This window comes from Methylomonas sp. LL1 (assembly GCF_015711015.1).
Classification (GTDB): Bacteria; Pseudomonadota; Gammaproteobacteria; order Methylococcales; family Methylomonadaceae; genus Methylomonas.
This window is the reverse complement of the sequence record NZ_CP064653.1, coordinates 2007945-2020471: the sequence shown is the minus strand read 5'-3', so window position 1 is coordinate 2020471 and position 12527 is coordinate 2007945. Positions and strand designations below refer to the sequence as shown.

Sequence of the window (12527 nt, the reverse complement as noted above, 5' to 3'; positions counted from 1 at the left end):
AAAGCCGCGCAGTTTTATTGGCTTCGCGGCTTTTTTATGCGCGGATTTCGTGATCGGTTTGTTTTTTAGTCTATCCGATCAACGGCGATAAACCCTGAATCGGCTCGAAGCAATTTGGCCGGTAGCGTCCGGTTTTCCAGTTCGGTTCCGCTTGTCACATCGCAAGCCACTCGCAAATAATTCGGGGTATAGCCGAAATAGCGCATTTGGCCGTTGTCCAATTTTTCCGTTTGACCTTCCCATAGCACATTGACTCGTGTGCCGATGTTTTCGGCGATAAATGCCTGCTTCATGGTTTCCGCCAGTTCATGCAATTGCTTGCTACGCTGTTTCTTGATTTCCTGGCTGACTGGGTTGGGAAATGCAGCCGCTGCGGTGCCTTCGCGCGGCGAATAGCTGAAGATATGGATGTGGCCGAAACCTATAGCTTTGATGTAGTCATAACTTTCCTGCCATTCCTGTTCCGTCTCGCCGGGAAAGCCGACGATGATGTCGGTGGTGATGTTGAAATGCGGGATGGTTTTTCGGGCTAGATCGACGATCTGGCTGAACTCTTCGGTCTTGCAGCGTCTGGCCATGCGTTTCAACACGCTGTCGCTACCGCTTTGCAAGGGCAGATGCAGATGCGGCATCAATCGTGGATTTTTGAATAACTCGAAGAAACCGTCCGGCAATTCCCAAGGTTCCAAGGAGCCCATGCGCAGGCGTGGAATCTGGGTTTTATCCAGAATTTCGCTAATCAGCTCGACCAGATTGCTGTCGATGTCGCTGCCATAACCGCCCAGATGCACGCCGGTGATGATGGCTTCGTTGATGCCTTGGCTGTGCAGATTGTTGATTTCGTCGATAACAGCTTGAATAGGCCGGCTGCTTTCCTCGCCGCGAGCGACGGTGACGATGCAGAAGGTGCAACGGTAACGGCAGCCGTCCTGGACTTTGACGAAGGCGCGTTGGCGGCCGCGGCTGAACAGCGAGACTTCGCCGGGTTCAGTCGACATCGCCGGCATGCTGTCCAGATTCAGCTCGGCCAGGGTTTTTTCGACCAATTGGTTCTTGTCCTTGTTGCCGACGATCAAGTCCACGCCCATCAATTGCGCGGCTTCTTCCTCATTCAGCGTCGCGTAACAGCCGCTGACCACCAGTTTGGCTTGCGGATTGTCGCGGTGGATGCGGCGTATCATTTGCTTGGATTTTTTTACCGCGTCCTGGGTCACCGCGCAGGAATTGATGATCACCAGTTGCGCGTCGCTCAAATTACGGGTGATAGCGTGGCCTTGGGCCTGAAAGGCTTGCGCCCAGGTTTCCAATTCTGCTTCGTTCAGCCGGCAGCCCAGGGTCTTTAAATGGATTTGCATGTTGTTTGAAATGTAGAATCAATAAAGCGTAGGGTGCATAAGCATAGCGTCATGCATCGTCCACCGGAAAAATTAACCAAAAAACCAATAAGTCACCAAAATCGCGGAAATAATTCCGCCGAGGTCGGCGATGACGCCGCAGGCGGCGGCATGGCGTATCTGTTTTATGTTCACCGCGCCGAAATACACCGCCAGCACATAAAACGTGGTCTCGGTACTGCCTTGCACCACCGATGCCAAGCGGCCTGCGAACGAATCGGCGCCGTGGGTCTGCATGGTGTCTATCATCATCGCCCGCGCGCCGCTGCCGCTGAACGGCTTCATCAATGCGGTCGGCAAGCCGTCGATGAAACGGTTGTCGATGCCGGCATAATTGACCAGCAACCTCACGCCGTCGGTGATCAATTCCAGCGACCCGCTGGCCCGGAACACCCCGAATGCCACCAGCATCGCCACCAGATAGGGAATGATGGTGATCGCCGTCTGAAAACCGTGTTTGGCGCCTTCGACGAACAACTCGTAAGCGTTCAGCTGTTTGTAGGCTGCGGCGGCGATGAAGGAAACAACCAGACTGAACAAAATCACGTGGCTGACCAAGGCCGATTGTTGCAACATTTCCGCCTGATCCAGCCCGGCGAAATAAGCCAGTATGCCGCCGACCACGGCAGTAATACCGCCCAGATAAGCCAGTACCACCTTGTCCAACAGATTGATCTTCTGCACGGCGGCGACCGCCAGCAAGCCGGTCAGCGTCGACATGTAGGTGGCGATCAATATTGGGATGAACACGTCGGTCGGATTGGCCGCGCCGAGCTGAGCCCGGTAAGCGAAGATCGTCACCGGAAACAGCGTCACCGACGAGGTATTGATCACCAAAAACAATATCTGCGCATCGCTGGCCCGCTCGGGCTGCGGATTCAAGGTCTGCATTTCCTGCATGGCCTTGATGCCCATCGGCGTCGCGGCGTTGTCCAGCCCCAGCATGTTGGCGGCGATGTTCATCACCATCGCGCCCAGCGCCGGATGATCCTTGGGTATCTCCGGCATCAGCCGGCTGAACAGCGGATTCAACGCCTTGGTCAATAGATCAATGAAACCGCTATGTTCGCCGATTTTCATGATGCCCAGCCACAAGGCCAGCACGCCGCTCAGTCCCAGCGAAATCTCGAATGCGGTCTTGGACAGGCTGAACATGGCCGTCATCAATTCGGAAAACACCTGGGTGTCGCCCAGCACCAGCAGCTTGAAGACGGCAGTGGCGAAGGCGCTCAGGAAGAAGAATATCCAGATGAAATTGAGCAAAAACCCGGTCCTGATTTTTAGCCGATTTTCTTGGCTAATTGAGCCGCGTAGCCGGTGTAGCTGTGCGGGGTCAGCACCAGCAGTTCGGCCTTGGCTTCGGACGGAATTTCCAGTTTTTCGACGAAGGCGCGCATGCCGTCGCCGGTGACGCGTTGGCCGCGGGTCAGTTCCTTGAGTTTCTCGTAAGGCTTTTCGATGCCGTAACGGCGCATCACGGTTTGAATCGGCTCGGCCAATACTTCCCAGTTTTGATCCAAGTCTTGATCGATCAGCGTCGGGTTGATTTCCAGTTTGGAAATGCCTTTCAGGGTCGATTGGATGGCGATGCTGGTGTGGGCGATACCGACGCCGATGTTGCGCAACACGGTGGAGTCGGTCAAGTCGCGCTGCCAACGCGAGACCGGCAGTTTATCGGCCAGAAAGCCGAAGATGGCATTGGCCAGCCCCAGGTTACCTTCGGAGTTTTCGAAGTCGATCGGGTTGACCTTGTGAGGCATGGTCGAAGAACCGACTTCGCCGGCGATGGTTTTTTGCTTGAAATAACCCAGCGAGATATAGCCCCAAACGTCGCGGTCGAAGTCCAACAAGATGGTGTTGAAACGCGACAGGGCGTGGAAAAATTCGGCCATGTAGTCATGCGGTTCGATCTGAATGGTGTAGGGGTTGAAAGTCAGGCCCAGTGATTCGACGAAGTTTTGCGCAAACTGCGCCCAGTCGACGTCAGGGTAGGCGACGCTGTGAGCGTTGTAATTGCCGACCGCGCCGTTGATCTTGCCCAGCAGTTCGACCTTGGCAAGTTGTTCGCGCTGACGCTGCATGCGGGCGACGACGTTGGCGAATTCCTTGCCGACCGTGGTTGGGGTCGCCGACTGGCCATGGGTGCGCGACAACATGGGTTGCTCGGCGCTGTCCAAGGCCAGTTGCTTTATGGCGTCTATGGTGGCGTCGATTTCCGTCAGGATCAGGCCGCGGCCTTCCTTCAGCATCAGTGCATACGACAGGTTGTTGATGTCTTCCGAGGTGCAGGCAAAGTGGATGAACTCGTTGACGGCATGCAGTTCGGCGTTGTGTTTGATCTTTTCCTTCAGGAAATACTCGACTGCCTTGACGTCGTGATTGGTGGTCTTTTCGATGTCTTTGACCGCCTGGGCGTCGGCTTCGGAGAAATTGCTGACGATGCCGTTCAATACCGCAATCGCATCGGCCGACATGGCCGGCACTTCGACAATCTTGGCTTCGGCGGCCAAGGTCTGTAGCCAGCGTACTTCCACTTCGACCCGATAACGGATCAGGCCGTATTCGCTGAAAATGGGGCGCAAGGCGTCGACTTTGTTGGCATAGCGGCCGTCGATGGGGGAGATGGCGGTGAGGGCGGTGAGGGCGGAATGGCTCATGTGTGTTTCCTAAATTTCTAAAACTAAAAATGGTTTGGCTTTGGCGGTTAGATTAAATCTGACCGCCGGGGCGTGAAATTGGTTGGGTATCGGCATCGAAACTGCTGGAGCAAGTGCCGGGGAAAGCTTCGATTAAACGACGGCGCATGTCGACGTCGTCTTGGAATACCGTCATCCAAATTGACCAGAAGCCGGTGCTGGTGGCGGTATCGATAATTTGCTCGCGCATGGCATTTGTGGGGTGTCGTTGCAGGTTGAATTTCGCTCGCTCTGCTTTTCCCCACGCCGTGTTGCGTTCGTGCCAGCGTTCGTCGGTTCTGATATTGAATTTCGGATGCGTAGGTTCTCTGTCCAGTCCGGTTAATAGCAGCGTTCTTTCAGCAATCGCTTTTAGATTGTCACTCAATTGGCTGCAAATTTGCGGCGCACGATCTTTCTCGTAGACGAACGGTATAAAGGTATTGTCTTTTTCCGGCCAGAAAAAGTCATTTAAGTTGCTGCTATTAATATTTGAGTCGTTTTTAATGCCGTTACACATCGGGCAAGCAAGCAGGAAGTTATTCCAGGCATTTTCTAATTGCGGTTCCAGACTTTTGGGTTGAATATGTTCAACATGTGTTTGTGGAAACTTCAACTCACAGTATGAACAATATTTACCCAACCTATCTTTTAAAATGGGGGCTGCATCTCGGTAATGCTTGAATAGTATTTTATTACCCCTAGTATCGACTGGAGTATCTTCACGGAAAACTGGACGCATGCTATTTCAATTCGTCAGTGGGAAGAGCTGCTTCTCGTTCCATCTTTAAAAACGCCTGAAATGCCGGATCGTCGCTAAATGGCAATAATAACTCATCGAGGCGTTGTTTTAAACGTTGCTTTTCATCGTCACTAGCCGGAGGAATTTGTTTTAATACCCGGTAATATTCCTCGGCGGTTTTTTCCATTGCCAGGAAACGTTGGCTTTGCTGAGGGATTTCCACGCCTTGCTGATTTTCGGCAATATCTTCGATACTTTTGCTTTCAATAGATAATGGCGCTTCTTTCTCCAAATCCCAAAGTAAACAATCTTCACGGCCATATAGCGACTGGATAATAAACGGCGAATGGCTGCTGGCGACGAATTGCACTTTCGGGAAGGTTTCTAATAAGCGGCCAACGACTTCCCGTTGCCATTTCGGGTGCAAATGCAGGTCAATTTCGTCAATCAAGACTATGCCTTCGGTTTGCTTGATGACCTCGGCTTCCAGTTGCGGATTCAGTGTCGCCATGCGGTAGGCGATGTCGGCGACCATGCCTATCATGTTGCGGTAGCCGTCACTGAGTAGGTGGAAGGGGATGGATTGGGGGGTGTCTTGAATCGTTGTTTCGATGAACATCTGATCCCATTCGAAATTCCACCAAGCGCGTTTGGCTTCGGGAATCATTTCGACGATGGCATTCCTTACCGCTTCCAATGTATGACGTTTTTCTTGTTTTTGTAAGGCGATAATTTCTTGGGTTTTAAACCAGCGGAATAATTGCTCTAAATCGGAGGCTGGGTTTAGACAGCTTCTATAGCCAGCTAAGCGGGAATCCGGGCTCAGTGTTTCCAATTCTTTATCATCGATTTTCTTCCATAATCGCCCCGTTCCATAATATGCAATTATGGGTAAATAGGTGTCTATTTCAGTTATTTTGTTGAAATATCGATGGGCAATGTTTCGAATTGATGCCGATGTATCCGTTTGCTTAAAAGAGCTATGTAGTTTTATGGAGAAAAACCAGCTGATTTCTTCATTATCGACTATGCCTTCAGCACTCAATAAGGTGTAAGCGCTACGTTCTTTTTTTGTATCTTGACCTAATGTTATAAATTCGTGGCGAATATCGTCTACTTGGGCTGGTCGTTTATCTTTTTCTAATATATTGCCATCACTGGGAAACCCGTCTAGAAATTCACTAATGGTTGAAGCAAGAGCGTCTAAAATAGCCGTTTTACCAGCGCCATTATTGCCTATTAGCAAGGTAATGCGATCAGAAAGACTGAGTTCATATTTTGCAAAACAACGAAAATTTTCTAGTGTTAACTTGTTAATTTTCATTGTACTTGGCCTCAATTATCCCACCACCCAAACAAACCTCGCTCTGATAAAACACCACCGATTGCCCCGGTGTAATCGCCCGTTGCTGTTCATCGAAGCTGACCTTAACGCGCAAGCCTCCGTCCATCGGTTCGACGACGCAATCCTGATCGGGCTGGCGGTAGCGGGTCTTGGCGGCGCAGCGGATGGTTTCGGTCAAGGGTTGGCTGCCGCACCAGTCCAATTGCCCGGCTTCCAGGGTGTTGTGCAGCATCAACGGGTGGTCGTGGCCCTGGCCAACGATCAAAACGTTATTGTCCAGGTCTTTTTCCAGTACGAACCAGGGTTCATCCGGTGCGTCCTTGACGCCACCAATCCCTAAGCCTTGGCGTTGGCCCAGTGTGTAGTACATCAGGCCGTGGTGTTGGGCTATGTATTTGCCCTCGGGCGTGCGCATTTCGCCGGGTTGGTGGGGCAGGTAGCGTTGGAGGAATTCCTTGAATTTGCGTTCGCCGATGAAGCAGATGCCGGTGCTGTCTTTCTTGCGGCTGTTGGCGAAACCTGCTCTGTCCGCCATTGCCCGGATTTCCGGTTTGTGCAGATGGCCAATGGGGAACAGGGTGCGTGACAAGGCTTTTTGGCCCATCGCATATAAGAAATAACTTTGTTCCTTGTTGGGATCCAGGCCTTTCAATAATTGAAACTCGCCGTCTTGTTCGCGCACTCGGGCGTAGTGGCCGGTGGCGATGTATTCGGCGCCCAGGTCTTCGATCGCGTAGTTCAAAAATGCCCTAAATTTGACATGTTTGTTACAAAGAATGTCGGGATTGGGGGTGCGGCCGGCTTTAAACTCCGACAAAAACACTTCAAACACTTCGTCCCAGTATTCGGCGGCGAAGTTGACGGTCTTTAATTCGATGCCCAGTGTGTCGCAAACCTGCTGCGCATCGGCCAAATCTTGCATTGCCGTACAATATTCGGTGCCGTCGTCTTCCTCCCAGTTTTTCATGAACAAACCCGTGACTTTATGGCCTTGTTCTTGCAGGGCTAAAGCAGTGACGGAAGAATCGACGCCGCCGGACATGCCGACGATGATGTGTTTGCTCATGCTAGATCGAGATAGGACTGTAAAATTGAAAGTGGATAGCGCCGGCCTTTAAGGTATTCGTCGACGCAGATCAACACCAAGGGGCTGCGCAAATGGGACTGTTGGGTTGTAATTTGATCGCGGCTCAACCAATGAGTTGCTACGATGTCCGCATCGAGTTTTCGGTTTGGGTTATGATTATGCACATTGCCGGTAAAACAAAAGCGGACGAAACTGGGGTGGTCGGGCGTTCGGCGCCAAAGCTGTATCGCCACTATCGCTTCCGGTTCGAATTGCCAGGCGGTTTCTTCTTCTACTTCGCGTTTGACGGCGCTAATCAGATCTTCGCCCGGTTCAAGATGGCCGGCGGGTTGATTGAACGCAAGGCCATTGTCCGTTGTCTCTTCAACCAGTAAAAAATGGCCGTCTTTTTCAATGACAGCGGCAACGGTGACATGTGGTTTCCAAACCATGACTTCCCGGAAAGACGATAAAGCTGCTTATTTTACGCGAATTGTTTTTTATGTGGGTAAAGATTGAAATTTGGCAATGAAGACGCTATTTTAGAACTCTGTGATACATAGGCTAATATGGAACATGACTGATTTTGATCCCTTGAAAGATTCCGACGGCGAAATTGCTGTTCAGCATGCGAAACCGAGGCTGAAAAGACCGCCGTTGTTTAAAGTCATCTTGCTGAACGATGATTTTACACCCATGGATTTTGTGGTCGAAATACTCACCCATTTTTTTAATATGAGTCAGGAAAGAGCTACGCAAGTGATGCTGCAAGTGCATACGCAGGGCGTGGGGGTGTGCGGCACCTACACCAAAGATGTGGCCGAAACCAAGGTACATATTGTTAATGAATATTCCAGGGAGCATCATCATCCGTTGATGTGCACGATGGAAGAGGCGTGAGAGGTAAGCCATGCTAAGCAAAGAACTTGAAGTGACATTGAATGCCGCGTTTACAAATGCTCACGCCAAACGGCATGAATTCATTACCGTTGAGCATCTGTTGTTGGCGTTACTGGACAACGTCACCACTATTCCAATATTGATTGCCTGCGGATGCAATGTGAATGCATTGCGGGCCGAGCTGACCCGTTTCATTGATGAAACCATATCGCTGATTCCGGAAGGCATACAGCGAGAAACGCAACCGACATTGGGTTTTCAGCGGGTATTGCAACGCGCGGTTTTCCATGTGCAAGCTTCCGATAAAAAGGAAGTGACCGGTGCCAATCTGTTTGTGGCCTTGTTTAGCGAGCAAGATTCGCATGCGGTTTATTTGTTGAATAAGCAGGATATTACCCGGCTGGATGTGGTTAATTATCTGGCCCATGGTGTGTCGAAAATCGAGCAGCAAAAGGCCGATATTAGCGAGGATACCGACAGCGAGCGAGGTATCAGCGATGCTACGGCTAGTCCGCTGGAGAAATATGCCACCAATCTGAATGAAGAGGCCTTGAAGGGCAATATCGATCCGCTGATCGGCCGCGAACTGGAAGTAGAGAGAACCATTCAGGTCTTGTGCCGCAGGCGAAAAAATAATCCGTTATTGGTCGGTGAAGCCGGCGTCGGTAAAACCGCGATTGCCGAAGGCTTGGCCAAGCGCATCGTCGAGGAACAGGTGCCGGATATTTTGTTGAATAATGTCATTTATTCGCTGGATATGGGCGCTTTGGTGGCCGGAACCAAATACCGCGGCGATTTCGAAAAACGTCTGAAATCCCTGGTCGCCCAGCTCAAGAAAGAACCCAATTCGATCCTGTTTATTGACGAGATTCATACTATCATCGGCGCCGGTTCCGCTTCCGGCGGGGTGATGGATGCCTCGAATCTGATTAAGCCGGTTTTGGCTTCCGGGCAGTTGCGCTGCATCGGTTCCACTACCTATCAGGAATATCGCGGCATCTTCGAAAAAGATCATGCCCTAGCCCGGCGATTCCAAAAAATCGATGTGGTGGAGCCGTCGATCGAGGATACCGTGCAAATCCTGAAAGGCCTTAAATCGCGCTTCGAAGAGCATCATGGCTTGAAATATACCCAGGAAGCCTTGCGAGTCGCGGTAGAATTGTCGGCGCGTTACATTACCGACCGGCATTTGCCGGATAAGGCTATCGATGTGATCGACGAAGCCGGCGCGCGCCAACGTCTGTTTGTGGGTGACGCGCGCAAGGAGACCATCGATACCCACGAAATCGAGGAAATTATCGCCAAGATCGCCAGGGTGCCGGCGCAGTCGGTGTCGTCCAGCGACAAGGACAAACTGGCCAGTCTTGAAAAGAATCTAAAAATGTTGGTATTCGGCCAGGATGAGGCGATTGCCGAACTGGCTTCGGCGATCAAATTGTCGCGGGCCGGTTTACGCGATACCACAAAAACCATTGGTTCGTTCTTGTTCGCCGGTCCGACCGGTGTCGGCAAAACCGAAGTGACTCGGCAATTGGCTAAAGTGATGGATATTGAGCTGATCCGTTTCGATATGTCCGAATACATGGAACGGCATACGGTATCGCGCTTGATTGGCGCGCCTCCGGGGTATGTCGGTTTCGATCAAGGCGGATTGCTGACCGAGGCGGTGACTAAGCATCCGCACGCGGTGCTGTTGCTGGACGAGTTGGAAAAAGCCCATCCGGACGTGTTTAATCTGTTGTTGCAGGTGATGGATCACGGCACCTTGACCGATAACAACGGCCGTAAAGCCGATTTTCGCAATATTATTCTGATCATGACCACCAATGCCGGCGCGGAGGAGGGTAGCCGGGCTTCGATTGGTTTTACCCAGCAAAGCCATGTCACAGACAGTCTTAAAGTGATCGAGCGCGGTTTTTCGCCGGAATTTAGAAATCGGCTGGATGCCATCGTTCAATTCAAGTCGTTGGATATGAGCGTGATTGGCAGTGTGGTCGATAAATTTATATTCGAGCTGGAAGCCGTTCTGGCGGATAAGAATGTGACGTTGACGCTGGAGTCCGACGCCAGAATTTGGTTGGCCGAGCGCGGCTACGACGAAAAAATGGGTGCGAGGCCCATGGCGCGGCTGATTCAGGAAAAGGTCAAAAAACCGCTGGCGGAAGACCTGTTGTTCGGTCGTTTAGTGAACGGCGGTCACGTGCGGATTTTCGTCGAAAATGGAGAGCTGGCGTTTGGTATCGAAAGCAAGCAACTCGTCGTTTCGGAATTAAATCAGATGGTTTAGGAGTGGTTCGGCAACCGCAATCCCGTGCGACGGGATTAGCGGTTGCGGAATGTGATGCGGCCCTTGGTCAGATCGTAAGGCGTCATTTCTACTCTTACCTTGTCGCCGGTCAGGATGCGGATGTAATGTTTGCGCATTTTGCCGGAGATATGAGCGGTGACGATATGCCCGTTTTCCAGTTCGACACGAAACATGGTGTTGGGTAGGGTGTCGATAACCTTACCATCCATTTCAATTTGATCTTCTTTTGCCATAATTTAGCCCTTGATTAAAAAGCCGCTATGTTAGCATGAAAGTGTTGGATGATGGCGTTAAGTTAAAAATTACTGATTCCCGGCAACACTGATACTTGGATCGTTGCCGGCATGCTTCGGGCATAAACCAAGGATAGACTGCAAAGCACATGATAAATGGACTGAATACCGCCGAATGCGCCGCGCTATGGAGCGAATCGTTGGCCAACGATTTGCGGCGCTTTTTAACCGCTCGTCTGAAATGTCCCGAAACCGCGGCCGATCTGACGCATGAGACCTATCTGCGGCTTTATCAACGCGGCCAGGAAAATCCCCCCGATAACGCGCGGGCTTTAGCCTTTCATATTGCCATGCAATTGGCGATCGATTATCAGCGTAAAGCCGCCGTCAGGAGCCGCTATCTGGTTGATGACGGCATTGAGGCTTGGGTCGACATCACGCCCGCCAAGTCGGCGGGACCAGAACAAATCCTATCTCAACACCAGCGCATGGCAATGTTACGGACGGCGCTGGATGAGTTGCCGCCGGATTGCCGTAGTGTATTTCTGATGCATGGCATCGAAGGCCTGAAATATTCGGAAATTGGGCAAAGGCTGGGTATATCGATTTCCATGGTTGGCAAGCATCTGACGCGCGCGCTAACGCATTGCGCGCAACGGCTGGATCAATGATTTCGGCGGGAGTGACGGCTTTTTCGGCTGAAAACGTTGATTTCAGCGGGTCGCGCGTTTTAATAACTAATTGCTTCCGTTTGGAGTGGTGACATGTCAATTTCCGAAGACGAACTCAGTTTGCCGGACCCGCAACAGCAGGCAATCGACTGGCTCGTCCGCTTGCGCGCCGATAATCTCGGCGAGGGTGAAATGTTCGCATTCGCCGACTGGTTGAGTCGGGATAACCGGCATGCCGAAGCGTTTGCCGCCGCCGAAGATTTATTCAACGATATGGTGATGGTCGCACACGAATCGGCCATGGCTTCACCGGTCCGGAACGATGCTATCAAGCAGAGGATGGGAGCCGATACCGGTGTTGCCATACGCTCGGGGCTCGCCAATCGGCGATCAGCCTTTAAACCGGATAAACCTTGGTTTACCGTTTCGCTGGCGATAGCGGCAACGTGGTTATTCGCGGCGCTTTTGGTGATGCCCGACCACTCGCATCCTTGGGCCGACTTGCTCAGCGATTACCATACCGAAACCGGCGAAATTCGCGAGATTCGGCTAGCCGACGGCAGCCAGTTATTGCTAAATACCAACAGCGCGGTGTCGGTTAATTTCGATGACTCGACCCGACGGATTACCTTGCATCACGGCCAGGTGCGTTTTACAGTGGCCAAGGACGCTAGCCGTCCGTTCGAAGTTGCGGTCGATGATTTGACTGTGCGTGCGTTGGGAACCGTTTTCGAGGTTTATAACCTGAGTCCGGACGAAAGTGGCGTGATAGTACAGGAGCACGCCGTTTCCGCGCGGATTGACAAGGCCGAACAATTTCCGCCGCAATTTCGAGACGTCAAGGTCGAGCAAGGGCATCGATTGCGGCATCGTGTCGGTACGGCGTTACAACAACCCGAGCCTGTCGGGCTGGAGCAGACCAGTGCCTGGCAAGATCATAGGCTGGTGGTTAACGATCGCCCGTTGGGCGAACTGGTAACCGAACTTAACCGATACCGGAGCGGCCGTATTTTTGTTGCCGGCAACGATTTACAACAACTTCGCGTCAGCGGGGTTTTTTCGCTGGATCATCCGGACAGCACGCTCGGCACCGTGCAACAAGTCTTGGGTTTAAAACAGACTAGACTCGGCGCCTGGTGGCTGGTCTTGCATCGCTAAAGACCTTTCTTTTCTAATGGATTAGAACTCAAGTT

At 51.8% G+C, this 12527-nt stretch carries 12 protein-coding genes; 4 read left to right on the top strand and 8 right to left on the bottom strand.

Annotated elements, in window-relative coordinates; genetic code table 11:
- Window positions 1–65: 65 nt before the first annotated feature.
- From mtaB to IVG45_RS09375, 7 genes are all read right to left on the bottom strand, one after another.
- Window positions 66–1355 carry a tRNA (N(6)-L-threonylcarbamoyladenosine(37)-C(2))-methylthiotransferase MtaB gene (mtaB, locus tag IVG45_RS09405; protein WP_196437559.1) on the bottom strand — a complete coding sequence of 430 codons (1290 nt, stop codon included), beginning with the start codon at window positions 1353–1355 and terminating at the stop codon, window positions 66–68.
- A 72-nt stretch (window positions 1356–1427) separates the two neighbouring features.
- Entirely contained in the window at window positions 1428–2657 is a 1230-nt protein-coding gene (locus tag IVG45_RS09400) for a nucleoside recognition domain-containing protein (protein WP_196437558.1), read from the bottom strand.
- A gap of 17 nt (window positions 2658–2674) precedes the next feature.
- Complete coding sequence (purB, locus tag IVG45_RS09395) at window positions 2675–4051, bottom strand: adenylosuccinate lyase (protein ID WP_196437557.1); 1377 nt, start codon at window positions 4049–4051, stop codon at window positions 2675–2677.
- Between the two features lie 52 nt (window positions 4052–4103).
- Window positions 4104–4811, bottom strand: a complete 708-nt coding sequence (locus IVG45_RS09390) for an HNH endonuclease (RefSeq protein WP_196437556.1) — start codon at window positions 4809–4811, stop codon at window positions 4104–4106.
- 1 nt (window position 4812) lies between these two features.
- Complete coding sequence (locus IVG45_RS09385; RefSeq protein WP_196437555.1) at window positions 4813–6135, bottom strand: AAA family ATPase; 1323 nt, start codon at window positions 6133–6135, stop codon at window positions 4813–4815.
- Window positions 6125–7222: a tRNA 2-thiouridine(34) synthase MnmA gene (mnmA, locus tag IVG45_RS09380; RefSeq protein ID WP_196437554.1), complete on the bottom strand. Its 1098-nt coding sequence runs from the start codon at window positions 7220–7222 to the stop codon at window positions 6125–6127. Before mnmA ends, IVG45_RS09385 begins: the two co-directional genes overlap by 11 nt.
- Complete coding sequence (locus IVG45_RS09375; protein WP_196437553.1) at window positions 7219–7674, bottom strand: NUDIX hydrolase; 456 nt, start codon at window positions 7672–7674, stop codon at window positions 7219–7221. The genes mnmA and IVG45_RS09375 overlap by 4 nt, the downstream gene beginning before the upstream one ends.
- A 124-nt stretch (window positions 7675–7798) precedes the next feature.
- On the opposite strand from IVG45_RS09375, the gene clpS reads away from it, so the two are divergent.
- Both clpS and clpA read left to right on the top strand, forming a co-directional pair.
- A complete protein-coding gene (gene clpS / locus IVG45_RS09370) occupies window positions 7799–8122 on the top strand; it encodes an ATP-dependent Clp protease adapter ClpS (protein ID WP_196437552.1) in 324 nt (107 codons plus the stop codon).
- 10 nt (window positions 8123–8132) lie between these two features.
- On the top strand, window positions 8133–10409 hold the full coding sequence (gene clpA, locus IVG45_RS09365; RefSeq protein ID WP_196437551.1) for an ATP-dependent Clp protease ATP-binding subunit ClpA: 2277 nt from the start codon (window positions 8133–8135) through the stop codon (window positions 10407–10409).
- Between the two features lie 35 nt (window positions 10410–10444).
- On the opposite strand, the gene infA is transcribed toward clpA, so the two are convergent.
- On the bottom strand, window positions 10445–10663 hold the full coding sequence (infA, locus tag IVG45_RS09360; protein WP_013819653.1) for a translation initiation factor IF-1: 219 nt from the start codon (window positions 10661–10663) through the stop codon (window positions 10445–10447).
- 149 nt (window positions 10664–10812) lie between these two features.
- Between infA and IVG45_RS09355 the strand changes: the two genes are divergently transcribed.
- Together IVG45_RS09355 and IVG45_RS09350 are read left to right on the top strand one after the other, a co-directional pair.
- Complete coding sequence (locus tag IVG45_RS09355; RefSeq protein WP_196437550.1) at window positions 10813–11334, top strand: RNA polymerase sigma factor; 522 nt, start codon at window positions 10813–10815, stop codon at window positions 11332–11334.
- Window positions 11335–11427: 93 nt separating this feature from the next.
- Window positions 11428–12492 (top strand): FecR family protein, encoded by a 1065-nt coding sequence (locus IVG45_RS09350; protein ID WP_196437549.1) that lies wholly within the window; start codon window positions 11428–11430, stop codon window positions 12490–12492.
- Window positions 12493–12527 lie beyond the last annotated feature (35 nt).